Consider the following 25,864-nt stretch of genomic DNA (forward strand, 5'->3'; position numbering starts at 1 on the left):
CTGGCGGCCCCCACGCACACGGCCGGGGTCGCGCACGGGGGAACCCTGCCGTGCCCGACCCCGGCCGTTGGTCCGCGACCGGTCCTGCGGCCGGTGCTACATGCCCTGCACGTCGGCCTGCTTGGCGCGCACGGCTTCGGCGGCCTCCTTGAGGCCAGAAAGCTCCTGGTCGGTCAGGGGCGTTTCCACGATCTCGGTGATGCCGCCCTTGCCGAGCTTGGCCTGCACCCCGAGGTAGACCCCGGAGATGCCGAACTGGCCGTCCACCCACGCGCACACGGGGAATACCGCGCCCGAATCCTCGTGCACGGCCTTGGCCATGCGGGCCACGGCAGCCGAGGGGGCGTAGTAGGCCGAGCCGGTCTTCAGCAGCTCCACGACCTCGGCTCCGCCCTTACGGGTGCGCTCCACCAGCTCCTCGACCTTGTCGGCGGAGAAGGCCTCACTGAGCGGGGTTCCGTCCACGGAGGACTGGGAGGGCACCGGCACCATGGTGTCGCCGTGCGAGCCCAGGGTGAGCGTGCGCACGCGGGCCACGTCGACCCCGGCGGCCTCGGCGACGTTGTTGGTGAACCGGGCGGTGTCCAACACCCCGGCCTGCCCGATCACCCGGCTGTGTGGGAACTGGGAGGCGATCTGGGCGAGCGCGGTCATCTCGTCCAGCGGGTTGGACACCACCAGGATGACCGCGTTCGGGGAATGCTTGGCGACGTTCTCGGAGACCCCACGCACGATCTTGGCGTTGACCTCGAGCAGGTCCATACGGCTCATACCGGGCTTGCGGGGCATGCCTGCGGTGATGACGACGATGTCGGAACCGGCGGTAGCCTCGTAGCCGTCACCCTCGGCGGTGGTGGTAACCCCCGTGACCTTCGTCTCGAAGCCCTCGATGGGCCGCGACTGGTTCATGTCCAGTGCCAGGCCCGCGGGCTTGCCCTCGATGATGTCGGTGAGTACGACCTCCTCGAAGATGTCGTACTCGGCGAGCCGCTGTGCTGTCGTGGAGCCGTAGAAGCCGGCGCCTACCACCGTCACCTTGCCGTTGCGAGCCATCGGGCCTCCTTGTCCTACCGGGATCGGGGGCGTGGTGCCCCATTGTTCGTGGGTGTTGCGGCCACGGGCCGGCCACCGGCCCGCCGGAACGGACCGGCGGGGCCGGCACGTAGGCCGGCCCCGTGTCCGGCCTCAGGCCGACGCCTTCGCCTTCTGGAGGTTCTCGTCCAGCACGGCGAGGAACTCCTGGGTGGTCAACCACTTCTGGTCGCCACCGACGAGAAGCGCGAGGTCCTTGGTCATCTGCCCGTTCTCCACACTGGAGACCACGACCCGCTCCAGGGTCTGGGCGAAGTCCACGACCTCAGGGGTGTTGTCCAGCTTGCCGCGGTGCTCCAGTCCCCGGGTCCAGGCGAAGATGGAGGCGATGGGGTTGGTGGAGGTCGGCTGGCCCTGCTGGTGCTGCCGGTAGTGACGCGTGACGGTGCCGTGCGCGGCCTCAGCCTCGACCGTGCGCCCGTCAGCGGTCTTCAGCACCGAGGTCATCAGGCCCAGCGAGCCGAAGCCCTGCGCAACCGTGTCGGACTGCACGTCCCCGTCGTAGTTCTTGCAGGCCCAGACGTAACCGCCCTCCCACTTCAGGGACGCGGCCACCATGTCGTCGATCAGCCGGTGCTCGTAGGTGAGTCCCGCGGCCTCGAAGCGCTCCTTGAACTCGCTCTCGTAGATCTCCTCGAACACGTCCTTGAACATGCCGTCGTAGGACTTCAGGATCGTGTTCTTCGTGGACATGTACACCGGGTAACCGCGGTCCAGCCCGTAGTTGAAGCTGGCTCGCGCGAAGTCGGCGATGGAGTTCTTGAAGTTGTACATCCCCATGGCGACGCCCCCATCCTCAGGGAAACGCGCCACCTCCATCTCCATGGGCTCCCCGCCGTCGTCGGGGGTGTAGGTGATGGTCACCGTGCCCGGACCGGGAACCTTGAAGTCCTGGGCCTTGTACTGGTCCGCGTGGGCGTGCCGGCCGATGATGATCGGCTTGGTCCATCCCGGAACCACGCGCGGCACGTTCGAGCAGATGATCGGCTCCCGGAAAACCACCCCGCCGAGGATGTTGCGGATGGTTCCGTTGGGCGAGCGCCACATCCGCTTGAGCCCGAACTCCTCGACCCGGGCCTCGTCCGGAGTGATGGTCGCGCACTTGACACCGACCCCATGCTCGCGGATCGCGTTGGCCGCGTCCACGGTGATCTGGTCGTCGGTGCGGTCTCGCTCCTCGATGCCGAGGTCGTAGTAGCGAAGGTCGATGTCCAGGTACGGCAGGATCAACCGGTCCTTGATGAAGGACCAGATGATCCGGGTCATCTCATCGCCGTCGAGCTCCACTACCGGATTGGCTACCTTGATCTTGGTCATGGCTGTGTGGCTGTCCCTTCGTGTCCGGTGGTGCGTGACGCCCCCAACCGACGCGGGTCGTGCCCCAGGTCTCGTGGACGTGGGCACAGGCACCCCGAATCGCGAACCGGTTGGCCGCGGATCGAGTGCGTCGCAGTTATCTCGATATCAAGCTTATTCCAGCCTAATCGAGACTCGTTCCTAGAGTTGCGGCGCCACCCACGCAAGCACGACGAGTAGCACTGCCAGGCCAAACAGCAGGGTCAGGTCGAACAGGCGGCTGCGGACCGCCAACATCCCCGCCAGGTGCGGCGGCAGGATCGCGCGGAACAACGCGGCCAGGAGCAGAGCTCCGGCGATCAGAGCCGGCCCCCGTTTGAAGTACGCCGCGGCGACAATCACGATTCCAGCGCCCATGGTGGCCAACACCAGGTAGTAGGGAATCTGGGTCAGCCAGGCGGGCTGCTCCTCCCGCTGCGGGGCCGACTCGTTACCCGGATCGCCTCCGGCTGTGTCGGCCTGCTGACCCACGCCGGACGCGTCCGCGGGCCGGGCCGTCTCCACCGGCTCCTGGACGTCATCCTGACCGGACGCATCCGCAGCTTCGTCCCGTGCCACCTCGACCTCACGCTCGCCTGACCAGTCCGACGGATAGAGCGGCGCCCGCAGCGAACCAGCACGTACCAGCACGTACGGGTACGACCACAGGCTCCGCTGCGGGAACGGCCCACCGCAACCGGGACACAGGAACGTGCACCCTCCGGACGTGGACCATTCTAGGGCGTGCCCCACCGGCCCCGGCCCGCCCGGCCCGCCAGCCGCCGCAACCCAGGACCGGAAACCACGCAAACCCTGGCCTCGCCGAGGGTACCGAGCCAACCCGGTTTCGGCGGTGCACCACCCCAGCCGGCACAGGTCCGTATGCCCCAGGATCCGGGCACCCCTGGCCGAATTGCCAGAGTTCTCCCGCTTGGGGGCGTAGGAACTGTGCCACCCGGGTAACCACACATGAGATGAGCGCCACGGTGAGCGAGGATTGCCCCCCATGAAACGTACGTCGCCATCACCGACCGTCCCACCTGCCCGAACCGAGTCCGGTCCAGCCCAGACGGTGACCTCGTCGGCCACGACGCGCCGTACGGGCTCCCCCTGGCCCCCGCCCACCCCGGGAGAGAGCACAGTGGACGGCCCCTATCTTCGAGTGGAAGAGAACAACGAGGTCCTGCCCCTGACCGCCGAAGTCACCACCATCGGCCGCGGTTCCGGCGTCGACGTGCGGCTTGCGGACCCCAGTGTGTCCCAGTTACACGCCGAGCTGGTGCGTCGAGGTCCCTACGTCTATGTCGTGGATCTCGGACTGTCCAGGAACGGAACCCGCGTCAACGGCCGCCCCGTCGCCCGCAGGGTCCTGTCCGAAGGAGACGTCGTAACCTTCGGCTCGGCCCGTTGCCGGGTCGGCGGGATTGTGCGGGAAGAGATCCGCCCCGAGGCGGAGATGCGGCGCAGTGCCGCACCCGAACTCACCCGTCGAGAGTTGGACGTGCTGACGTCCCTGTGCCGCCCGGCACTGTCCGATGACGCCTTCGTCGCCCCAGCGACCGCGCGCGACATCGCCCAGGACCTGGTGGTGACCGAGGCGGCGGTGAAGCAGCACCTACTGCGCCTGTACCAGAAGTTCCGCATCCCCGAAGGCGCCAACCGGAGAACCCGGCTGGCGAACGAGGTCGTGGCCCTGGGGCTGGTGCGTCCCCTTCCCGCCATGGAGCAGCAACGAGCCAGCTGACCAGGGCCCGCATCGGACACAGTTTCCGGTGGTGCAGTTCAGGCGGCCTGTGCCTCGGCCGCCTCCACCACGTTGACGAGCAGCATCGCCCGGGTCATCGGGCCGACCCCGCCGGGATTCGGAGAGAAGTGGCCGGCGACGCTGCGTACGTCCGGATCCACATCGCCGACGAGGCCGTCGTCCGTGCGGGTCACCCCCACGTCCAACACCGCGGCTCCCGGCGCCACCATCTCCGGGGTGACGAGTCCGGGAACCCCGGCACCGGCGACGACAATATCCGCACCGCGGGTGTGCCGGGCCATGTCCCGTGTCCCCGTGTGGCACAGCGTCACCGTGGCGTTCTCGCTGCGCCGGGTCAGCAACAGCCCCAGCGGGCGTCCCACGGTCACGCCGCGGCCGATGACCACGACCTCGGCTCCCCGCAGGGGCACCTCGTAGCGTCGCAACAGTTCGATGATTCCACGGGGGGTGCAGGGGAGTGGCCCCTCCCGCATCAGGGCCAGGCGGCCGAGGCTGTTGGGGTGCAGCCCGTCCGCGTCCTTCGCCGGATCCATACGTTCCAGGACCGCCAGCTCGTCGATGCCCTCGGGCAGGGGTAGTTGCACGATGTAGCCGGTGCAGGCGGGGTCGGCATTCAGCTCGTCCACCGCCGCCTCCACCTCGGCCTGGGTCGCGCTGGCTGGCAGGTCCCGCCGGATACTCGCGATTCCCACCTCCGCACAGTCTCGGTGTTTGCCACCGACGTAGGCGTGGCTGCCGGGATCGTCTCCGACCAGGATCGTCCCCAGCCCCGGAACGATCCCCTTGGCCCCGAGCGAGGCCACACGTTGCTTCAGTTCCGCCTTGATCGCTGCGGCGGTTGCCTTCCCATCCAGTGTCTGTGCGCTCACGGGATCATCCTTCCAGACCAGGCCGAGCTTCGGCACCAAACGTAATATCCCGCGCAGCGGTCGGCTCCGGGCGCGCGGACGGCAGGCAGGTTCGGTGCACGGGGTGTGTCGGGGTGGGGTTTTGGCGCTGTTGTCGCCTGGGGGATCGCCCCCAGACCATGGGGGCTGGGAAAAGCCGATGGGGGCAGCAGACGTGGGGCATCCGCGCCCCCACCACCGAACTAGTGGAAGAAGTGCCGGGCACCGGTGAGGTACATCGTGATCCCGGCCCGCTCCGCGGCGTCGATCACCTCACCGTCCCGGACGGATCCTCCCGGCTGGACCACCGCACGCACACCCGCCTCGGTGAGCACCTCCAATCCGTCCGGAAACGGGAAGAAGGCGTCACTGGCCGCCACCGCACCCCGCACACGCTCGCCCGCGCGCGAGACCGCCAACCGTGCGGAGTCCACCCGGTTCACCTGGCCCATTCCCACCCCGACGGTGGCCCGGTCCGCGGACAACAGGATGGCGTTGGACTTCACCGCCCGCACCGCGCGCCAGGCGAATTCCAGTTCGGCGCGGATGGCGTCGTCGGCCGCGGGCCCGGCCCGCAGCTCCCAGGCGTCGATGGCGTCTCCGGAGGCGTCGATCAGGTCGGCGGCCTGGAACAGCACGCCACCGCTGACCGCGCGCAACTCCGGCCGGGCCCCGCGCCGGGGCGGGGACACCCGCAGCAGCCGGATGTTCTTCTTCTGGGTGAGGAGCTGCACGGCGGCATCCTCGAAGTCCGGAGCGACCACCACCTCCGTGAACACGTCCTTGACCTGCTCGGCCATGGCCACGGTGACCGGCCGGTTCGTGGCGATCACTCCCCCGAAGGCGGATACGGGATCACTCGCGTGGGCCTTGCGGTGCGCCTCGGCGATATCCGCCCCCACCGCGATACCGCACGGGTTGGCGTGCTTGATGATGGCGGTGCACGGCTCGGCGAAGTCGTAGGCGGCGCGTAGGGCCGCGTCGGCGTCCACGTAGTTGTTGTAGGACATTTCCTTGCCGTGCAGCTGCTCCGCACCGGCCAGTCCGGCCCCGGACGGGTCGGTGCCGCGGTACAGGGCCGCGCTCTGATGGGGATTCTCGCCGTACCGCAGGGGAGTGACCCGCTCGTAGGTCACCGCGGTGAAGTCGGGCCAGCCACTGTCGGCAGCAATGTCGTCCGGGGCGTAGCTGGAGGCGAACCAGCTCGCAACCGCCGCATCGTAACTGGCGGTGTGTGCGTAGGCCTGGGCCGCGAGACGCTTACGCTGCTCCAGGGTGAAGCCCCCCGACGCGAGGACTTCCAGAACCTGGTCATAGGAGCCGGGATCCACCACCACGGCGACATTGGCGTGGTTCTTGGCCGCCGCGCGGACCATGGCCGGCCCACCAATGTCGATCTTCTCCACACAGTCCTGCTCCGAGGCGCCGGACGCCACCGTCTGCGCGAAGGGGTAGAGGTTCACCACCACGAGGTCGAATGGGGTGATGTCCAGCTTCTCCAGCGTGTCCCGGTGCTCGTCCCGGCTGCGGTCGGCCAGCAGACCGGCATGCACGTGGGGGTGGAGCGTTTTGACCCGGCCATCGAGGCACTCGGGAAAGCGGGTGACCTCCTCAACCGGGGTCACGGGGACGTCCACAGCCCGGAGCCGTTCGGCAGTGGACCCGGTGGAAACGATCTCGACCCCGGCCTCGGCAAGCCCGTAGGCCAGTTCCTCCAGCCCGGTCTTGTCATAGACGCTGATCAGAGCGCGCCGAATCACCTGCTGGCTCACCGAGCCTCCTCCTTCGTGTTCCCAGGACTGTCGGGACTGTCTGCTGATACGGGGCTGCCCGAGGAATCAGGGGACGGGGACGGCTGCGAGCCCAGGTGGACGTGCCGGCCGTGGACGCGCCAACCGTGCCGGGCCAGCCGTCCCACCGTGTCCACCAGCAACCGCTGCTCCACGGGCTTGATCCGGGCGTGCAGACTGTGCTCGTCGTCGTCGGCCCGCACTGCCACCGGCTCCTGGGCGATGATCGGGCCGGTGTCCACGCCCTCGTCCATGAAGTGCACTGTCGCCCCAGTCACGGTCACGCCGTACTGGAGCGCGGAACGTACCGCGTGCGCTCCGGGAAACGCCGGGAGCAGGGCCGGATGGACGTTGACCACCGGCGCCGCACGGAGTACGGGCGGGCCGAGGATCCGCATGAAGCCCGCACCGACGACGAGGTCCGCACCGGCGTCCACGACACGCTCAGCCAGGGCTCGGTCCCAGGCCGAGCGGTCGTCATACTGCGCGAACGGCACCACGAAGGTGGCGACGCCGGCTGCACGGGCCAGTTCCAACCCGCGGGCATCGCTGCGGTCGGCCCCGACAGCGACGATGGTTGCGCCGTAGTCGGCGGCGCGGGATGCCTCGAGTAGCGCAGCCATCGTGCTACCCGCCCCGGAAACCAGGACGACGACTCGCATCGCCACGGGTTCGTTCCTCTCTCAGCGCTGAACCGGACCGGGTCCGCGCCGACGTGTCCACCCCTGCGGGGCGACACCGACGTTGGTCGGACCGTAACGAATGCCAGCGAGCAGCCGCGCGCCGTCCGCGTCCGGGGATCCGGCCGGTCGGCCACGAGCGGCACGTGTCCCGAGCCTCACTCCCCTGACTCGCCGCGCAGCCACACTATCTTGGCGGGTAACGTCGAACGCACGAGGCCCACCGTCGAGACCGAGGAGCCCCATGAGCCAACCGTCCCCGAACCGGACCGAGGGACAGAGTCCCACCGCGGAACGTGGGGGGCTCTGGGGGCTGTTGCTGTCCGGACTGGGGCTGATCATTCCCCTGGGCATCCCCATGTCCATCCTCGGGATCGTGCTGGCGCGTCGCGCCCACCGGGACGCCCGGAGCAACGGCACCACGGCGCCGGGGGCCGCAACCAGCGTGGCACTCGGGGTGGTGGGCATTGTCGTCTGGAGTGCGGTAATCGTCGGTGGTGTGATGCTGCGCGGCGAACTGACCAGCTGGATGGACTGCCTGGGGCAGGCGAACACGGTCACCGTGGAACAGGAGTGTGACGCCCAGCTGCGTGCCGACCTCGAACAGCGAGACGTTCCCGAGATCGTGATCACGGGGGTGCTCGGAGACTGACCGTGGCGGCGCTGGGCGGCCCGGCCGAGCCCCGGGGTGGGGCGGGATTGCGACGGTTCGGACGTTTCGGGGTGGCACCGGTGCATGGGAGTCGGGCACGGCCGCTGGGCAATCGGGGCCGGCCCACCCGCCTGGCTAGACCAGACGGCGGGCGGTAGCCCAACGGCTGAGTTCGTTGCGGTTGGACAACTGGAGTTTGCGCAGCACCGAGGACACGTGAGTCTCCACCGTCTTGACCGAGATGTACAGCTCCCGCGCGGCCTCCTTGTAGGCGTAGCCACGCGCGATCATGCGCATGACTTCGCGTTCCCGCTGGGTGAGCCGGTCCAGCTCGGGGTCGACGGGGGGAGCGTCGGTCGCGGCGAAGGCGTCCAGCACGAAACCCGCAAGCCTCGGGGAGAACACGGCGTCGCCGTCGGCGACCCGCACGATGGCGTCCGCGAGGTCAGCGCCGGAAATGGCCTTGGTGACGTAGCCGCGGGCGCCGCCGCGCACCACTCCAATCACGTCCTCGGCGGCGTCGGAAACCGACAGTGCCAGGAACCGGATCTCCGGGCGGTGCCGGAGCACCTGACGGAGGACCTCGATCCCCCCACCTCCGGGCAGGTGGACGTCCAACAGAACCAGGTCGGGACGCTGCTGGAGGATCACCCGGACCGCACTGTCCACATCGTCGGCCTCGCCCACGACCTCCACCGCCGCGCCGAGCTCGCCCCGCACCCCGCTGCGGAACAGTCGGTGGTCGTCCACGAGTACCACTCTGGGCACCTCCGTGGCCTGCTCGGAGGGGGTGGTCGGGTCCGCTTCCGGGGACGCTGCTGCGGGGATGGCCGAGGGCGCCGGGGCTGTCTCGCCCTCCTCGGGGCCATCGGACATTGGGTTCGCTGTCACACTTGTGGACCCTACCGTGCCGTGCCCCGTTCCAGCTGGCTCTGTTCGGGCGCGCGTGGATCACTCCTCCGGGGTGCCGCGCGGCATCCGTAGTTGGATTTCCGTTCCCTGGCCGGGGGCGCTGCGGATCCGCGCCGATCCACCGTGGCGCTCCATGCGGTCCAGGATGGAGCCCCGCAGTCCCATCCGGTCGGCGGGGATGGTGTCGGGGTCGAACCCCACACCACGGTCGCGGACGAACACGAGTAGCTCGTCCTCCTCGGCTTCGGCGAACACGGACACGGTGTCGACATCCGCGTACTTCGCGGCGTTGACCATGGCCTCCCGCGCCGCCCGCAGGGTCGCCGCGACCGCGTTGTCCAGCGGGCAGTCCCCCACGCACACCACCTCGAAGGCGACCCCGTGCTCCTCTTCCACCTCGGCGGCGAGGCCCTCCAGGCTGGGGCGCAGTGTGCTGTCGTCGTCGGAGGGTCGTTGGTACAGCCAGTTGCGCAGGGAGCGTTCCTGGACGCGGGCGAGGCGCTGCACCTCCCTGGGGTCGTCGGCACGTCGCTGGATCAGGGTGAGTGTGTGCAGCACGGAGTCGTGGATGTGGGCGGCGAGTTCCGCCCGTTCCTGGTTGCGGATCCGTTCCTGTCGTTCGCGGTCCCGCTCCCGGATCAGCCCCACGATCCAGGGCAGCGTCACGAGGGCGATCCCGAGTAGTGCCGCCAGGGTCGCTGAGAGGCCCTGGCGGGCCTCGGTGAGTTCTTCCCGGAATGCGAGGAACCCCACCACGCCCACCACGATCAGTACCACGCCCGCTCCGGCGCGGATGAGTTCGCGGCGGCCGTGGAGCCGTCCCGAGGAGACCCAGCGGTCCCGCTCTGCCGGATCGGCGTAGCGCCAGAGCACGGCAGCGCCGACGGTCGCGAACACCAGAAGCCACAGCAGCGGGTCGAAGGCACCGCCGAACACCGCGAGGAGGATGACCAGGATCGCGGCGAGCCCACCGTAGGCGAGCAGCTGACCCACGTTCCGGACCGGGGGCCGTTGAGCATCGGTGGTGGCGTCGGGCGTGCCCGGGCGGTCGGGACCGCTCCGGCTGCCCGGGTCGGGGGCCGGGTCCGTCTGGTCGCTCGTGGGAACGAGGAGCATCAGGGCGATGTAGCCGGCGATACCGATCCCGGCGACACCGAGAGCCACCAGGGCCAGCCGGACCACCACCGTGTCGATCTCCAGGTGGTGCGCCAGCCCGGATGCGACCCCAGCCAGCAACCGGTCCTCGCTGCTGCGGTACAGCCTGTGCTGTGTGGTCTCCTCTGCTGTGGCGGTCACCTGTGCCCACTCCCGTGGCCTGCCGTCGTCGAGTTCACCTCCCAGCATGCCCGGGTGCCGCCCGGGGCGCATCGGGGACGCACCCGCACTGTGTGGGGCGCACGTTCCGGGGCGGACTCAGGGATGTCCCTGATGGCCGCGCCCCTCGGCAGGGGCGACGATGGGAACCATGTCGGAGCAACGACCGCACCGTGGAGTTGGACCGGGTTCGCTGACCGGGGTCTGTGTCGGCCTGGGTGCCTACACCCGGGTGGACCCGTTGGTTTGGCGCGTCGGCTTCGCGATGACGGCCCTGGCCGGTGGGGTTGGGGTGCTGCTGTACGGGATGGCGTGGCTGTTGATGCCCGGGCCCGCCGGTGGGGCGTCGGTCGCTGAGCAGATCCTGAACCGGCGCCTGCCCGACACCGCAGTGCCGGTGGCCGTGGGGGGCGGGCTCGCGGTCACGACGGCGCTCAGCCTGGTGGGGGGATTCGGCTGGGGAACGATCGTGCTGGCCACTCCCCTGGTGCTGGGGCTTCTGGTGGCACACACCCGTGGGGTGGATGTGGTTGTGGAGCTGCGGTCGCTGTTGGGTGCCCTGCACGGGGACGCGGCGCCGCCGCCAGCTCCGGGCACGGCGGATACGGCGGATACGGCGGATACGGCGGATACGGCCCGCGGCGACTCCGCGGCTCAGGATCGTCCCGCGGATCCCGCTGAGCGGGGTGCTCCTGTGGATCTCGCGGTGCTGTCCCGTGGATCTGCGGAACACGGCCCCCGGGAGCAGGAGCCTCCACCTCCGCGGGCTGCGAACCGCGAGGCGCGACGGGATGCCGACCACGGGCGTTCCGCACGACGCGGGGCCGGGCTGACGGTGTTCGTCCTGGCCGCGATGCTGGTGGTGGGGGCGAACGCCGTTTTCTTCTGGGGAACGGACGCCCTACGTGCTCTGGCCGAGCCCGGTACCGGCCTGGTTGTGGGTGGCGCCCTCACCGCACTGGTGGGTGTGGCGCTGTTCCTGGGCACGTGGGTGGGCGGGGATCGGGGGCTCGTCTCGCTGGGGACGCTGCTGGTGCTGTTCTGTGTGGTGACGGAGACGGTGGACATGACACAACTGCGTTTCGGGCAGGCGACCTGGCGTCCCGACTCGGTGGCCGAGATCGAGCATCCATACGAGCTGACTGCGGGCACCGCCACGCTCGACCTCAGTGAACTGGCGCTGGAGCAGGGCACGGAGGTCACCGTTGTTGCTCGGGTCGCTTTCGGAGGGATCGACCTGATCGTGCCCGAGGAGGCTCGGGTGGATGTTCATGCCCGGGCCCGGCTGATCGGGGAGGTCAACGTTGAGGACCGGCTGGTGCGTTCCGGGCCCGGGCTCGATGTGCGGGAAACCCTGGAGCCCGCCACGGATACCGACGACCCTCCCCGGTTGGTGGTCCGCCTGATGTCCGTCGGAACAGACATGGAGGTACGTCGTGTCGCGTCCTGAGGAGGTGGCCGAGCGCCGCCGGGTCTCCTGGGCGAGCCTGGTGGCCGGCCTGGTTTTCGTGGGTCTCGGGGTCGCCTTCGTACTCCAGGGCCTGGGGACCTGGGAGTTGGAGATGTCGTGGGTGTTGTCGGCACTCAGCGTGGGGCTGGTCCTGGTTGTCACCGTGCGGTGGGCGCAGCGGCGGCGGGCGCGGCGGCAGTGGGACAGCAGCCACGATGGCGCCTCCGCGGACACCGACTCCGGTTCCGGATCGAGCTGAGCCGGCCGGGGGCTACCGGGTGGCGGGCTGCCCGGCCTGGGCGAGTACCCGTTCGGCGTCGTCGCCGAAGTGGCGACGGGCACCGAGCACAAGTCCACCGCCCAGGGCCATCAGCGGAACCAGGCTGTACATTCCGGCGACGAGGGAGCCACCGGTCATGTCGGAGATCGCCCCGATGACCAGCGGCCCCGCGGCGCTTCCGCCGATGATGAAGAAGTTGAGGACGGCGAAGCCCACGCCACGGGACGTGGCGCTGACCACGTCGGCGATGCTGGCGTAGAGGTTGGGGATCGCGATTGCCATGACAAAACAGGACGCGGTGAGCAGGGCCACGAAGGTGGGCACCGTGGTCATGGCCAGCGTGGGGATCAGGAGCACCGACCCGAGGAGGATGGCGAGTCCTCCCGCCAGCAGCCGCCCGGCCACGCGGGTCCAATGCCAGCGGGTTCCCAGGTAGCTACCGAAGATCGCGCCACTGACCACGCCGACGAGGATGACGAAGGCGTTGATCAGCCCACCCTGGCTCTCGGTGATACCGAAGGTGCGCACCGCCAGGCTGGGAATCCACCAGAAGATTCCGGTCAGTCCGAGCGTGAGCAGAGCCAGCCCCACACTGACCAACCGCAGGGTGGGAATGCGCCAGATGTGCCCGAACTGCTGGGGAAACGTCATTCCGGGACGGGCGGACATGCTGCGATCCTGGCCCAGTTCCTCCTCCGTGACGGGCTGGGACGGATTTCGGGCGATCACCTGGTCCAGGAACCCGCGCAGCGGTTCGCGCAGGCGCCAGCACAGGACGGCTACGATCAGTCCCGGGATGACCATGCAGGCGAAGGCCCACCGCCACCCGAACAGTTCGGCGACGACCGCGCCGAGGAGGGAGCCGAGGGCGACGCCCGCGAAGTTGGTGAGTCGGACCCAGCCGAAGGCCTTGGCGCGAGTTCGGGGCGGATAGTAGTCGGCGAGCAGACTGCCCGAGGCCGGATTGTCGATCGTGTCGGCGGCCCCCAGCAGAACCCGGGTGATGAAGAAGAAGAGGAACACCGGGGCCAGGGCCGAGCCGAGCATGAGTAGGGACCAGACGGCCACAACCGCGGCGATCAGCCCGGTCCGGTTGGCCCGGTCGCTGAGGTAGCCGGCCGGGACGAGCATGATCGCTCCGACGATGAGCGGAGCGGTCATGATCATTCCGCCCATGGTGTCGCTGAAGCCCCATTCCTCTTGCAGAAAGGGCAGCGCCCCGGAGGCGATGTAGGTCTCGATCCGGTCGACGAGACCGACGAAGAAGAGCACCACCAGGGGTGTCCAGCCGTACGGCGCCGACTCCCGTCCCGTGATTCCGGCGGCCGGAGGCCGTCCCATCCGTGGCATGGCTGCACCTCCGTCGTCCCTGCTCGGCGCGGTCGTCCCCCAGCCGAACCCCGAAAATACTTCGGTACCCGATCTATTCGGGTGCCGAATCTTTCACGGAGCGCGTAGCCGTGTCAACGGTCCGATCGGACCTGGGCAACGAAGGAGAGACCCGGGCAACCCCGGATGCACGTGGATGTGACTCAGTCGGGCCGACCGCTGAGCTCTTCCCGCTCGGTCAGGACCGCACGGGCACGCTCCGTCAGCGGCACCAGGAGCTCGTCCACCTCGTCCTGGGTGGGAGTGCGCACCCCTTCGAGGAGCGCCTCCTCCAGCTCGCGCATCGCCGCCTCGGCGTGCTCCAGCACCTCGCGCCCCTGCGCGGTCAGCGACAGATCGACGCTGCGCCGGTCGTACTCGCTGGGAACCCGATCCACCAGCCCGAGCCGCACCAACCCGGTCGTGGTCTCGGAGAGGGTGGAGAAACTGACGATCGACCGGGAACGCAGCTGCGACATCGGAATGGTTCCACGTCCGAGCCGGGCGAGCACACTGTACTGGGAGAAACCGAGCGGGGGGTCCAGCCGGCTCAACACCTGACGTTGCAGCTGCGCCACCCACGGGCCGACCCGCATGACGAACCGACCAAGCGCAGCTCGGGTCGGATCCCCGGTCCCCGGCTGGGGCTGGACGCTGGACACATGCACCTCACCCGGTCTGGGATTCTCGAGTGCCCGACAGCTTACCCGCCACAGGTACGGCCTCTGGTCACCCGGCCCACGCTCGCGTTCTCCCCCCGGGCTCGGAAGACGGGGGACGGAAACACTACCCGGTTGGGGAAACCCCATCCCGACACGGCAGTACAGCACCCGGGAGCACAGCACCCACCCGTCACATTCTTCCCACAGGACCCAGAATTCAACAAGGGAACAAAACTCGCAAACCGGAGCGAAATCGCTCCCCCTGCTGAAATGGGAATTGCCCCTGTGGACCCTGGTGGACAATGTGTCTGGCGAGTTACGTTGGCGGTACGCCTGCACAGCGCCCACCCCGACTGCGGGATCGGGAGGAATGGTTCCAATGCCAGATATCAGCGTCACTGTTGACGGCGTTCGACACGACGACCATGTCGAGGCCCGTCAGCTCCTGGTTCACTACCTTCGACAACGGCTGGGGAAAGTCGGAACCCCGGTCGGCTGCGACACCACCAACTGCGGAGCCTGTACCGTCCTGATGGACGGTATGTCCGCCAAGAGCTGTTCCATCCTGGCGGCCCAGACCAGCGGACACGAAATCACCACGATCGCCGGAATCGAAGGCCAGGACGGAACGTGGCATCCCGTTCAACGCGCCTTCCACGAGTCCCACGCACTCCAGTGCGGGTACTGCACCCCAGGAATGATCCTGGCGACCGTCGACCTCCTCCGGGAGAATCCCAGCCCCACGGACCAGGAAATCCGGGAGGGCCTGGAGGGAAACCTGTGCCGCTGCACCGGATACGCCAACATTGTTCGCGCCGTACAGTCCGCGGCTGCCGAACTCCGTGCCGCCGCCGCTGAGCCGACCGGACCGGGCGAGGCGACGGCCACTGTTCCCCAGCAGGCCGATGCCCGCTCCACGGATCCGGCACAGGCACCCGCAGCGGGAGGTGCGGCATGACCACCACGCCACAGGCCCCATCCCAGATCGGTCACCCCGCGCCCCGCAAGGAGGACGCACGCCTGATCACCGGGCGCACGCGATGGACCGACAACCTACGCCCGGCCGGAACTCTGCACGTGAGCTTCCTGCGTAGCCCGCACGCGCACGCGCGCATCACCGGCATCGACACCACCACCGCCCGCAGCCAGCCTGGTGTGGTGACCGTGCTGACGGGGGCCGACCTCGCCGCCGAGCAGGGAAGCCTGCCGTGCGCCTGGCCCGTCACCAGCGACATCGTGCATCCCGACCATCCGCCGATGGCGGTCGACGAGGTCCGTTACGTCGGTGAGGCGGTGGCCTGCGTGGTGGCCCGCGACGCAGGCGCGGCCCTGGACGCCCTGGAGCTGATCGACGTCGACTACGAGGCCAAGCCGCCCGTCGTCGACCTGGAGGAGGCCCTCGCCGAGGACGCCGCCCTGGTACACGAGGACGCCGGAACCAACCGCTGCTACGTGTGGCCGCTGAGCTCGGGGGACGTCTCCGGAGCCTTCGACTCCGCCCCGGTGGTTCTCCAGCGCCGCTACACCCAGCAGCGGCTCATCCCGGCGGCGATGGAGCCCCGCTCGGTGGTGTGTGAGCCGGACGGGGACAGTTTCACCCTGTACTCCTCCACCCAGGTCCCGCACATCGTCCGGGTCATGTTGGCCATGACCACCGGAATCCCCGAACAGAACATCCGGGTGATCGCGCCGGACGTCGGCGGGGGATTCGGCTCCAAACTCCAGGTGACCGCCGAGGAGGCTCTCGCTCTCCTACTGGCCCGCAGGCTGGGGCAACCGGTCAAGTGGACCGAGACCCGCTCCGAGGGATTCCAGACCACGCACCACGGCCGCGGCCAGATCCAGGACGTCGCCATCGCCGCCGACACCGACGGTCGGATCCGCGGGCTGAAGGTGGACCTACTCGCGGACATGGGCGCCTACCTCATGTTGATCACCCCGGGAACGCCGCTGCTGGGCGCACTCATGTACCCGGGCATCTACAAGATGGACGCCTACTCGTTCAGCTGCACCGGGGTGTTCACCACCAAGACACCCACCGACGCCTACCGCGGCGCGGGACGGCCAGAGGCCACCTTCGCCATCGAACGGATCATGGACGAACTGGCGAGTGAACTCGGCCTGGACCCGGTGGAACTACGTCGACGCAACTGGATCGAGAATACGGAGTTCCCCTACGAGACCGTCGCCGGCCTGACCTACGACTCGGGGAACTACGAGGCCGCCACGGATCGTGCGTTGGAGCTGTTCGGATACGACAGCCTGCGCCAGGAGCAGAGCGCCCGCCGCTCCCAGGACGGCTCGGCGGATGACGCCCCCACGCAGCTGGGTATCGGCGTGTCCACCTACACCGAGATGTGCGGGCTCGCTCCGTCACGCGTACTGGGGTCCCTGTCCTACGGGGCCGGCGGCTGGGAACATGCCGCCGTGCGGATGCTGCCGACCGGAAAGGTCGAGGTCGTCACCGGGACCACCCCACATGGTCAGGGCCACGACACCTGCTGGAGCCAGATCGCGGCCGACCAGCTAGGCGTGGACTACGCCGACGTGCGTGTTCTGCACGGGGACACACAGGTCGCCCCGAAGGGAATGGACACCTACGGCTCGCGGTCCCTGGTCGTGGGGGGTGCCGCACTGGTCCAGGCCTGCACCCGCGTGGTCGAGAAGGCCCGCCCCGTGGCCGCCCACCTGCTGGAGGCCGCGGTGGAGGACGTCGAGTTCACCGGTGGCGCGTTCCGGGTTCGCGGCACGCCCGAGCCCGCCACCACCATGGCGGAGGTTGCCCTGGCCGCATTTACCGCACACGACCTGCCGGAAGGCACGGAACCGTCCCTGGACGCGGAGGCCACCGTCGACCCGGAGAACTTCTCCTACCCGCACGGAACCCACCTGTGCGCGGTGGAGGTCGACACCGAGACCGGCCGGGTGGACATCCGGTCCTACGTGGCTGTCGACGACGTCGGCGTGGTCGTCAATCCCCAGATTGTGGACGGCCAGGTCCACGGGGGAATCGCACAGGGAATCGGGCAGGCACTGTACGAGGAAGCGGTTCACGACGCCGACGGCAACCTGGTGACCTCCACCATGGCGGACTACCTGCTGCCCTCGGCCGCGGACCTTCCCGACTTCGTCACGGACCGCACCGAGTCCCCGGCCACCACCCACCCGCTCGGAGTCAAGGGCGTGGGCGAGGCCGGGACGATCGCATCGACCCCCGCGGTGGTCAACGCGATCGCGGACGCACTCGCACCGTATGGGGTCCGCGACGTTCCGATGCCCTGCACGCCCGAACGGGTCTGGCGTGCCATTCAGGCGGCGCGGGAACAGAACGGAGAAGACCAGTGATTCCGTCCACCTTCACGTATGAGCAGCCAGCGGACGTATCCACGGCCCTGGAGATCATGAGCCGGGCGGCACCGGATCCACAGGAAGCGGATGGCGCCGTCACGGTGCTGGCCGGCGGGCAGAGCCTGGTGCCGCTGCTGCGGTTCCGGCTCGCCGCTCCGGACGTCGTGGTCGACCTGGGCGGATGCGCGGAGCTCCAGGGAATCCGGGACATGGGGGACCACCTGTGGATCGGCGCCATGACCACGCACCACGACGTGATCCGGGATCCACTCGTCGCCGAGCACTGCGGGCTTCTCGCCCAGGCGACCCGCACCGTGGCGGACCCGGCGGTGCGCCACCGCGGAACCATCGGCGGTTCCCTGGCCCATGCCGACCCGGCGGGGGACCTGCCAGCGGTCGCCCTCACCCTGAACGCCGAGATGATCATTGACGGCCCCGACGGACAGCGGGAGGTCCCGGCGGGCGAATTCTTTCTCGACTATCTCACCTCGGCGCTGGAGCCGGACGAGCTCCTCACCGGAATCCGCATCCCCAAGTGGCCGGGGTGGACCTTCCACTACGAGAAGTTCAACCGTACGGCACAGGCCTGGGCGCTCGTTGGGGTGGCCGCCGCGGTCCAACGCGTGCACGGTGATCTCGCCGAGGTCCGAGTGGGACTCACGAACATGGGGGCCACGCCGGTGCGCGCCCGCGGCGTCGAGCAGGCCGCCCGAGGAATCCCAGCCCAGCGCCGGGCCGTGACCGAAGCCAGCCGCCAGGCCAGCTCCGGCACGGAACCACCCAGCGACACGCACGCCCAGTCCGACTATCGGCGACACCTGGCCCAAGTGCTCACCGGTCGCGCCATCAGTCGGGCCGCCGGCCTGTAGCCACCACAGCCGACTCCCGCACCCTGCCGGTTCGTTGACGCACTCCGTTAGGGGCCACGAACCAGGGGGCAGATCCGGGGATGGTTTCCGCGTGTGGGGGAAGAACCATCCCCGGGGTCGGTCTCGCTCCGGTGCCCGTGCGACGCGGTCCTGCCGTCGGGCGCCACTCGGGCCTCGGCCGCGGAGTCCGGACCACAACCGCGAAGGAGGGTCATGAGTACGCGACTGGACAACGAGTTCACGGTCCCCGTTCCGGTGGACGATGCCTGGCGAACTCTGCTGGACGTCCAACGGGTCGCCCCCTGCATGCCGGGTGCCAGCCTGGAGTCCGTGGACGATGACGGAAGCAGCGTCACCGGCCGGGTTCGGGTCAAGGTCGGCCCCGTAACGGTGACCTATCGCGGCACGGCCACCTTCGTGGAGACGGACTCCGCGGCCCGATCGGTGCTCGTCGACGCACGCGGCAAGGAAGCCCGGGGCAGTGGGACCGCCGAAGCCACAGTCCGGGCCACACTCCACGACCAGGGCGACCGAACCACCCGGGTCCGGGTGGAAACCAATCTCAGTGTTACCGGCAAAGCCGCCCAATTCGGACGGGGCGTGATCGCGGACGTCAGCGCCAAACTCGTGGACCGATTCGCCCAGAACCTGGCCGCCCAACTCACGGACCCCGACACGGAGTCCGAAACGGCATCCGGCGCAGCCGCGCCGACCGGCGAGCCACAATCGGGCCCGACACGCACGGGGCGCCTTCGGGCGAGTCGCCCCTATTCGGTGGACCCGGCCGCCGCGAACCGCACGGACAGCTCGGAAGAAACCACAGCAGCCGGGGGAGACACGGATGCTCTGGACGCCCTCGACCTTGCTGCGGGGCCCGTGCTCCGACGCCTCCTGCCGCTGGCCGGTGGCCTGATGGTCGTGGCCGCGGTCGTGTGGTGGCTACGGTGCCGACGCCGGGAATCTCGGCGTTGACCGGGACCGAGACCGCCCCCCGACGCCGGGTAACATCGGCGATCGGAGGCCAGCCACGGGGGGTGCGCATGGATTTCGGATCGGTGGAGCGGGGACGGAAGCGACACGGGGTCCGTGTTGCACTGCGGGTCACCGATCCCGAAGAGCCACATGCCGTCCTCGGTTTTGCTCCCTGTCCGCAGTGCACGGCGATGACGAACTGCGACCCCGGATTCAGCGCACAGTGCCGCGAATGCGGGCTCCGGTTCCCCCGTCGCCGCCAGGCGCATGTGGAGCGGCCCGTACAGTGGGTAACCGAGGAGGAGCTGGACCAGCACACCTTGGCGTGGACGGCAGAGGACGGCGAGAACATCGAGCATCCGACCCCCGCGCCGCGGAGAAATACCTGGATCTGTACCGAATGTGGCGCGATCACCCCAATTTCGGTCACCAGATGTCGCATGTGTTCCCGGCCGCGTGGAAACCCGGGATAGGTGGAGACGCCCACCCGAGTCACCCCCGAGCCGAATTCTGTAACAATAACAACACATTCTGTTCCCTTCGAACTCGGGAGAGTAATCGTCGCACGGGTTTAGGCGTCTACCGCATTCAGCTATGGAATCGCACGCTTGATGGAATAGAGTGGCAGTAGTCGCCATGCGAAGTGCGCACCACGCAGTGACCGGAATCTGGTGCGCCGAGCACGACCATGCACCGGTTCGCGCTCCACTCCCCCTCCCTGGGGTCACTGCCCAGGACCATCCGCTTTGTCAACGGCGCCCTGCGTGCCCCCTCGCACTGCGGGAGGAAAGGAATGAGTTTCGTGAGCGGGCCACCCCCAATTCCCGCCCCGGTGCAGACCACTCCACCACCGGATCCCAACAATCCGGTACGGGTCCTTGTCGTGGACGACCATGCCTTCTTCAGACGCGGCCTGGTATCCGTCCTGGACGTGGAGGACGATATCGAGATCGTCGGGGAGGCGGGCGACGGCGAAGACGCCGTGCGGCGCGCCAGCGCACTCCGGCCCGACGTCGTACTCATGGACGTTCGAATGCCCCGGGCCAGCGGCATCGACGCCTGCGCGGAGATCAAACGAGCCGTGCCCCACTGCAAGATCGTCATGCTGACGATCAGCGACGAGGAGGCGGACCTCTTCGAGGCCATCAAGGGTGGAGCCACGGGCTATCTCCTCAAGGAGATCGCGGTGGAGGAGCTTGCCGACGCGATCCGTGCCGTGATCGACGGCCAGTCCTTCATCAACCCGTTTATGGCACTACGGCTGATCGGTGAGGTCAGTGCCATTGCCAAGCGCGAGCGGTCCCAGCCCGCACAGTCGCCGGCCCCGGAGCTGTCCCAGCGGGAAAACGAGGTACTCCGGCAGATCGCCCGGGGGCTCAGCAACCGCGAAATCGGGAACCGGCTGTTCATCTCGGAAAACACGGTCAAGAACCACGTCCGCCATATCCTGGACAAGCTCGGCCTGCACTCCCGGGTGGAGGCCGCGGCCTATGCCGCACGCGTATTCGACGACGCCGGCGAGGAGGATCCCCCGGACGGCACCGCCGTCTCCCTGCGGTGACACCGCAAACACCTATGCCCCGGTCGGCTCCCGCATCCGCCCGGGGCTGGGACGGCCTAACAGCTTCGATCCCAGGAACACTCGACCATGCCGGAGCCGGGAGCCACGGGATGCTGCTGCGATCGGGTTCCGGGGGCCCGTGCGGGCGCGGCGGCCGTGGCCTCCCGGTCGAACTCGGCGAGTCGAACGGCGATGGCGTCCTGCACATGGGTGGGGGCTGGCCCCGCATGTCCGTTGTTGAGCACCGAGAACACCAGCTCCTCACCTTCGGCGCCGGTCACGTAGCCGGACAGGGCACTGACCCCGGTCAGGGTTCCGGTCTTGGCATGTACCGTGCCTGCCGCCACCGTGTCCACCATCCGATTGCGGAGCGTACCTCCGACGAGCGGATCCTCCTCCCCGGCCACGGGCAGGGACTCGAACCAGATCTCGTACCACTCCTGGTGGGGAACGCCCGCGAACAGATCGATCAGCACTTCGGCCGTCAGCTCGTTGCTGCGGGATAGACCGGACCCGTCGGTGAGGTCGAGGGCCTGCGTGTCCACGTCCAGACTCCGGATCGAGGCGTGCAGCTGGTCCAGACCCGCCTCCCAGCTGCCGACGCCGGTCCCGATCCGGCCGAGGGTTTTCACCAGAATTTCGGCGTGCGCGTTGTTACTGAACTTCATCAACGGAATCATCAGTTCACCCAGCGGAGCCGAATCCCGCTGTGCCAGCTCCACCGCGGCCGGCGGGGCACTGGCGCGCCCCGTCTCCCCTTCGATCTGCACGCCCGCATCGTCGAGGGCCTCGGCCAGGACGTGTGCTGCGAGGTCCGTCGGTTCGTCGACCGTCCGCAGCCGGGTCACGGGGCCCGCATCCACCGGGAGCATGCCCCGCACCTCGATCGTATTGGTGCCGTGCGCACGGGTCACCTCCAGACTGGATTCCCGACCCGGCGCCCCGGTGCGGGCGATGTTCTCCACCTCGACATACCCGGAGGCCACCCCCACATCCACCTCCACCGGTGCGCCGGGGCTGGCGCCGGGCGTGACTCGCACCTCGGTGACCCCCGTGTCGTTGCGGTCGTCGTCGGTGGCGACCGTCAACGCGGAGATCTGCGCGGCGTAGGCGAAGGGCTCGTCTCCCGCCTCCCAGTCGGGGGCCAGCCGCTCGTCGTCGAACCAGGTGTCGTCGGCGACCAGGTCACCGGTCACCGTGTGGACCCCCGCGTCTGCGACGTCCTCGGCGAGGTCGGCGTAGGCGGCGGGCGTCACCGTCGGGTCCCCCGTGCCCACCAGGTGCAGGTCCGTATCCAGCACCCCGTCGTCGTCCGGTTCCCGCTCGGCGACCACGGAGGTGCGGAACCGGTACTCCGGCCCGAGCACATCCAGGGCCGCCGCCCCCGTGAACAGTTTCGCGTTGGAGGCCGGCACGAGTGCCGTGTCTGCGTCCTGTGCGTACAGCGTGTCACCTTCGGTCCGGCTGTGCACCATCAGGCCGGAGGTGGCGCCGGTCAGGGCCGGATCGTCCAGGATGTCCTCGAGATCCGATCGCAACTCGGCGACACCGGGTGGGTCGGGGCCCGCTGTGTCGGCGAGGGAGACCGGAGCCGTGAGGGAGACCAGTCCGGCGGCGCAACCGAGGATGACGGCGCCCCGCCGTAGCGTGCGCGACAGTCGCGACAGTGTCGTGGTCCTGCCCGGTGGTGTCATACGCCCGTTCCCCGTCCGTGTCAGCACCCGGTCTACGGCGACAGCCACTGGCTATGGTGACACGCGGCGTCCGTACCGCGGCGGCGACACAACCGTCACCCCGCGGATGGACATGTCACCACGTGCGGGGATTTCCATCCCGGAGCCGTGTTCGTTTCCCGCGTGCGGCCCGGATGGCTGTGGACGTCACCGTCCCGTGGCGACTCCGGGGCGACGGGCGCCGGCGGGACGGGGGGAGGTTACTCCCATTCGATGGTGCCGGGCGGCTTGCTGGTCACGTCCAGGGTCACCCGGTTGATCTCCCGCACCTCGTTGGTGATCCGGTTGGAGATCGTGGCCAGGGTCTCGTAGGGGATCCGGGACCAGTCCGCGGTCATCGCGTCCTCACTGCTGACCGGGCGCAGGACCACCGGATGGCCGTAGGTGCGGCCGTCCCCCTGGACCCCAACGGAGCGGACGTCGGCGAGCAGCACCACCGGGCACTGCCAGATGTCACGGTCCAGCCCAGCGCGAGTAAGCTCCTCGCGGGCGATGGCGTCGGCGGCACGCAGTGTTTCCAGCCGATCGCGGGTCACCTCACCCACGATGCGGATCGCCAGGCCGGGGCCGGGGAACGGTTGGCGCCACACCATTTCCGGGGGCAGCCCCAATTCCGCACCGAGCTGGCGCACCTCGTCCTTGAACAGTTCCCGGAGCGGCTCGACCAGGCCGAACTGGAGGTCCTCGGGTAGTCCGCCCACGTTGTGGTGCGACTTGATGTTGGCGGCGCCGGATCCACCGCCGGACTCAACGACGTCCGGGTAGAGGGTGCCCTGGACGAGGAACTCGACCTCCTCCCCCTCGGCCCCATCCTCGGCGACGACTTCACGGGCGGCCTGCTCGAAGACGCGAATGAACTCGCGCCCCACGATCCGCCGCTTCTCCTCGGGGTCAGACACGCCGGACAGGGCGTGCAGGAACTGCTCCTGGGCGTCTACGACCTTCAGCCGTGCCCCCGTCACGGAGACGAAGTCCTTCTCCACCTGCTCGACCTCGCCGGCCCGCAACAGTCCGTGATCCACGAAGACGCAGGTGAGCCGTTCACCGATGGCCCGCTGCACGACCGCCGCCGCCACCGCTGAGTCCACACCCCCGCTGAGTGCACAGATCGCGCGTTTCCCGCCGATCTGCGTACGGACCCGCTCGGTCTGCTCCTCCACAATGTTGACCATGGTCCAGGTGGGCCGGCAGCCCGCGGCCTCGTACAGGAAGTGCCGCAGCAGCTCCTGGCCGTGTTCGGTGTGCAGCACCTCTGGGTGGAACTGCACCCCGTAGAGGCCACGCGCGGGATTTTCGATCGCAGCCACCGGTGTGCTGTCCGTGGCGGCGACGGTGCGGAAACCGTCCGGAGCGCGGGTGACGGAGTCGCCGTGCGACATCCACACGGTCTGGCTGGTGGGGGTGCGCGCGAACAGTACCCCCTCCGCGGACACGTCGAGCTGGGTACGGCCGAACTCGCTCCTACCGGTGCGCTCCACGGTGCCGCCGAGTTCCTGCACCATGGTCTGGAAGCCGTAGCAGATGCCCAGGGTCGCCACCCCGGTATCGAACAGGCCCGCGGGAACCTGCGGCGCATCCTCGGCATACACCGACGCCGGACCACCGGAGAGGATGATCGCGCGGGGATTGCGCGCCATCATGTCCGCGACCGGCATCGTCGCGGGCACGATCTCGGAATGGACGTGACACTCCCGCACCCGGCGTGCGATCAGCTGCGCGTACTGCGCACCGAAGTCGACGACGAGGACGGTGTCGAAAGTGGCATCAGCCGAAGCGGCAGCAGTCACGTCAGGGCCTTCCCGCAGGTGAAACTCGGCTCCACCAGTCTAGGGCCTGTGCGGTGGCCACCGGTGCGGCTTCGGCGGTGGCGCGGCTCGACCTGTGGGCGGCTCAGCCGGTGAACCCCCCCGGATTGCGGGACTGCCAGCGCCAGGCGTCGGCGCAGGCGGTGGCGACATCCCGCCGGGCCTGCCACCCCAGCTCCCGCTGGGCCCGGCTGGGGTCGGCGTAGCACACGGCGATGTCTCCGGGCCTGCGCTGCGTGATCTCGTGGGGAACGGGGCGGGAGGAGGCTTCCTCGAAGGCCTTGATCGCCTCCAGCACGCTCAGCCCGCGTCCGGTGCCGAGGTTGTAGGCACGGCAGCGCCCGGTGCCGGTGTCGGGGTCGGGCGCCACCTCGTCGAGGTGCTCCAAGGCGGCGACATGCCCCTCGGCCAGGTCCAGGACGTGCAGGTAGTCCCGCACCCCGGTGCCGTCGGGGGTGGCGTAGTCGGCGCCGAACACCTGGAGGCGTTCCCGTCGCCCGGCGGCGACCTGGGCGATGTAGGGGAACAGGTTGTTGGGGACACCGTCGGGATCCTCCCCGATGAGCCCGCTGGGGTGGGCACCGATCGGGTTGAAGTAGCGCAGGTTGGTCACGCGCCAGCGTGGGTCGGCGGCGGCCAGATCGGTCAGGATGCGTTCGGCGAAGAGTTTGGTGGCCCCGTAGGGGTTGGTGGCGGTCAGGGGCGCGTCCTCGGGGATGGGGACCGTCTGCGGATCGCCGTAGATGGTGGCCGAGGAGCTGAACACGAGCCGGTACACCTCGTGTTCGGCCATGGTCTCCACCAGGGTGAGTACGGCGTCCAGGTTGGTGCGGTAGTACAGCGTTGGCCGCTCGGTCGACTCCCCGACCGCCTTGAGGCCGGCACAGTGCACGACCGCATCGATCCGGTGTTCCTCGAACACACTGCTCAGCGCGGTCGCGTCCGTGCAGTCGGCGGCGTAGCAGGCCAGTTCCCGCCCCGTGATCTCTCCCAGCCGCCGGACTGCCTCGGGGTGGCTGTTGCTGAAATTGTCCACGAGAACGACGTCGTGTCCCGCTTCCACGAGCGCCACGGCAACGTGGGTGCCGACGAAACCGGCACCCCCGGTGAGCAGTACGTTCATGCTTCCCCCGTCCGATTGGGCCGGCTGTGCGGCCCAGCATAGGCGCTCGGTGTCCCGCCCCGGACGCCGACGCGCGGACTTCGGTGCGCCCCCCACCGGCCGTAGGACCACCAGAGCCCCGGATGCCCCTGTCCCCCATCGGCCTTTTCCAACCCCCATCGTCTGGGGGCCTCCCCGAGGCGTGATAGCCACCTTAATCGCCCCCACTCCAGGATGTACTACGTCTTGTAGTAGGATGTGGGGCAACGTGTATCCCGGAATGGCCA

General features: G+C 69.0%; 22 protein-coding genes. 9 read left to right on the forward strand and 13 right to left on the reverse strand.

Annotated features, from left to right (window positions below; all coding sequences use genetic code 11):
* Positions 1-96: 96 nt before the first annotated feature.
* The 3 genes from mdh to RIF23_RS06010 all read right to left on the reverse strand — a co-directional run bounded on the left by mdh (position 97) and on the right by RIF23_RS06010 (position 3,078).
* Positions 97-1,053, reverse strand: coding sequence for a malate dehydrogenase (mdh, locus tag RIF23_RS06000; RefSeq protein WP_310911387.1), 957 nt, complete (start codon positions 1,051-1,053; stop codon positions 97-99).
* Between the two features lie 132 nt (positions 1,054-1,185).
* Positions 1,186-2,409 carry an NADP-dependent isocitrate dehydrogenase gene (locus tag RIF23_RS06005; RefSeq protein ID WP_310911388.1) on the reverse strand — a complete coding sequence of 408 codons (1,224 nt, stop codon included), beginning with the start codon at positions 2,407-2,409 and terminating at the stop codon, positions 1,186-1,188.
* A 180-nt stretch (positions 2,410-2,589) separates the two neighbouring features.
* Positions 2,590-3,078, reverse strand: a complete 489-nt coding sequence (locus tag RIF23_RS06010) for a DUF3017 domain-containing protein (RefSeq protein WP_407659402.1) — start codon at positions 3,076-3,078, stop codon at positions 2,590-2,592.
* Between the two features lie 490 nt (positions 3,079-3,568).
* Between RIF23_RS06010 and RIF23_RS06015 the strand changes: the two genes are divergently transcribed.
* Positions 3,569-4,171: an FHA domain-containing protein gene (locus RIF23_RS06015; protein ID WP_310911535.1), complete on the forward strand. Its 603-nt coding sequence runs from the start codon at positions 3,569-3,571 to the stop codon at positions 4,169-4,171.
* Positions 4,172-4,209: 38 nt separating this feature from the next.
* Here the strand turns inward: RIF23_RS06015 and RIF23_RS06020 are convergent, their stop codons facing one another.
* The 3 genes from RIF23_RS06020 to purN form a co-directional block, all read right to left on the reverse strand.
* Complete coding sequence (locus RIF23_RS06020) at positions 4,210-5,061, reverse strand: bifunctional methylenetetrahydrofolate dehydrogenase/methenyltetrahydrofolate cyclohydrolase (RefSeq protein WP_310911389.1); 852 nt, start codon at positions 5,059-5,061, stop codon at positions 4,210-4,212.
* A 221-nt stretch (positions 5,062-5,282) separates the two neighbouring features.
* Complete coding sequence (gene purH / locus RIF23_RS06025) at positions 5,283-6,851, reverse strand: bifunctional phosphoribosylaminoimidazolecarboxamide formyltransferase/IMP cyclohydrolase (RefSeq protein ID WP_310911390.1); 1,569 nt, start codon at positions 6,849-6,851, stop codon at positions 5,283-5,285.
* Positions 6,848-7,531 carry a phosphoribosylglycinamide formyltransferase gene (gene purN / locus RIF23_RS06030; protein ID WP_310911536.1) on the reverse strand — a complete coding sequence of 228 codons (684 nt, stop codon included), beginning with the start codon at positions 7,529-7,531 and terminating at the stop codon, positions 6,848-6,850. Before purN ends, purH begins: the two co-directional genes overlap by 4 nt.
* A 262-nt stretch (positions 7,532-7,793) precedes the next feature.
* On the opposite strand from purN, the gene RIF23_RS06035 reads away from it, so the two are divergent.
* Positions 7,794-8,201: a DUF4190 domain-containing protein gene (locus tag RIF23_RS06035; protein ID WP_310911391.1), complete on the forward strand. Its 408-nt coding sequence runs from the start codon at positions 7,794-7,796 to the stop codon at positions 8,199-8,201.
* 135 nt (positions 8,202-8,336) lie between these two features.
* Here RIF23_RS06035 and RIF23_RS06040 read toward each other — a convergent pair whose 3' ends face one another.
* On the reverse strand, positions 8,337-9,092 hold the full coding sequence (locus RIF23_RS06040; RefSeq protein WP_310911392.1) for a response regulator transcription factor: 756 nt from the start codon (positions 9,090-9,092) through the stop codon (positions 8,337-8,339).
* A gap of 60 nt (positions 9,093-9,152) precedes the next feature.
* Entirely contained in the window at positions 9,153-10,409 is a 1,257-nt protein-coding gene (locus RIF23_RS06045) for an ATP-binding protein (protein WP_310911393.1), read from the reverse strand.
* Between the two features lie 169 nt (positions 10,410-10,578).
* Between RIF23_RS06045 and RIF23_RS06050 the strand changes: the two genes are divergently transcribed.
* Positions 10,579-11,877 (forward strand): PspC domain-containing protein, encoded by a 1,299-nt coding sequence (locus RIF23_RS06050; RefSeq protein WP_310911394.1) that lies wholly within the window; start codon positions 10,579-10,581, stop codon positions 11,875-11,877.
* Positions 11,864-12,136: a hypothetical protein gene (locus RIF23_RS06055; RefSeq protein WP_310911395.1), complete on the forward strand. Its 273-nt coding sequence runs from the start codon at positions 11,864-11,866 to the stop codon at positions 12,134-12,136. Before RIF23_RS06050 ends, RIF23_RS06055 begins: the two co-directional genes overlap by 14 nt.
* A 12-nt stretch (positions 12,137-12,148) precedes the next feature.
* On the opposite strand, the gene RIF23_RS06060 is transcribed toward RIF23_RS06055, so the two are convergent.
* Both RIF23_RS06060 and RIF23_RS06065 read right to left on the reverse strand, forming a co-directional pair.
* A complete protein-coding gene (locus tag RIF23_RS06060; RefSeq protein WP_310911396.1) occupies positions 12,149-13,507 on the reverse strand; it encodes an MFS transporter in 1,359 nt (452 codons plus the stop codon).
* 182 nt (positions 13,508-13,689) lie between these two features.
* Entirely contained in the window at positions 13,690-14,187 is a 498-nt protein-coding gene (locus RIF23_RS06065) for a MarR family winged helix-turn-helix transcriptional regulator (RefSeq protein WP_310911397.1), read from the reverse strand.
* Positions 14,188-14,566: 379 nt separating this feature from the next.
* Between RIF23_RS06065 and RIF23_RS06070 the strand changes: the two genes are divergently transcribed.
* From RIF23_RS06070 to RIF23_RS06090, 5 genes are all read left to right on the forward strand, one after another.
* Entirely contained in the window at positions 14,567-15,145 is a 579-nt protein-coding gene (locus RIF23_RS06070; protein ID WP_310911398.1) for a (2Fe-2S)-binding protein, read from the forward strand.
* Entirely contained in the window at positions 15,142-17,532 is a 2,391-nt protein-coding gene (locus RIF23_RS06075) for a xanthine dehydrogenase family protein molybdopterin-binding subunit (RefSeq protein ID WP_310911399.1), read from the forward strand. The genes RIF23_RS06070 and RIF23_RS06075 overlap by 4 nt, the downstream gene beginning before the upstream one ends.
* The gene (locus RIF23_RS06080; protein WP_310911400.1) at positions 17,529-18,404 is read left to right on the forward strand and encodes an FAD binding domain-containing protein; all 876 of its coding nucleotides are present in this window, start codon (positions 17,529-17,531) and stop codon (positions 18,402-18,404) included. The genes RIF23_RS06075 and RIF23_RS06080 overlap by 4 nt, the downstream gene beginning before the upstream one ends.
* A gap of 213 nt (positions 18,405-18,617) precedes the next feature.
* Positions 18,618-19,376 (forward strand): SRPBCC family protein, encoded by a 759-nt coding sequence (locus RIF23_RS06085; protein WP_310911401.1) that lies wholly within the window; start codon positions 18,618-18,620, stop codon positions 19,374-19,376.
* A gap of 793 nt (positions 19,377-20,169) precedes the next feature.
* Positions 20,170-20,937: a response regulator transcription factor gene (locus RIF23_RS06090; RefSeq protein WP_310911402.1), complete on the forward strand. Its 768-nt coding sequence runs from the start codon at positions 20,170-20,172 to the stop codon at positions 20,935-20,937.
* A gap of 56 nt (positions 20,938-20,993) precedes the next feature.
* Here the strand turns inward: RIF23_RS06090 and dacB are convergent, their stop codons facing one another.
* The 3 genes from dacB to galE all read right to left on the reverse strand — a co-directional run bounded on the left by dacB (position 20,994) and on the right by galE (position 25,598).
* Positions 20,994-22,631 carry a D-alanyl-D-alanine carboxypeptidase/D-alanyl-D-alanine endopeptidase gene (gene dacB / locus RIF23_RS06095; protein WP_310911403.1) on the reverse strand — a complete coding sequence of 546 codons (1,638 nt, stop codon included), beginning with the start codon at positions 22,629-22,631 and terminating at the stop codon, positions 20,994-20,996.
* A gap of 239 nt (positions 22,632-22,870) precedes the next feature.
* Positions 22,871-24,457: a glutamine-hydrolyzing GMP synthase gene (gene guaA / locus RIF23_RS06100; RefSeq protein ID WP_310911404.1), complete on the reverse strand. Its 1,587-nt coding sequence runs from the start codon at positions 24,455-24,457 to the stop codon at positions 22,871-22,873.
* 103 nt (positions 24,458-24,560) lie between these two features.
* Positions 24,561-25,598: a UDP-glucose 4-epimerase GalE gene (gene galE, locus RIF23_RS06105; protein WP_310911405.1), complete on the reverse strand. Its 1,038-nt coding sequence runs from the start codon at positions 25,596-25,598 to the stop codon at positions 24,561-24,563.
* Positions 25,599-25,864: the final 266 nt, after the last annotated feature.

Origin of the sequence: Lipingzhangella rawalii (assembly GCF_031628175.1) — a bacterium.
Classification (GTDB): Bacteria; Actinomycetota; Actinomycetes; order Streptosporangiales; family Streptosporangiaceae; genus Lipingzhangella_A; species Lipingzhangella_A rawalii.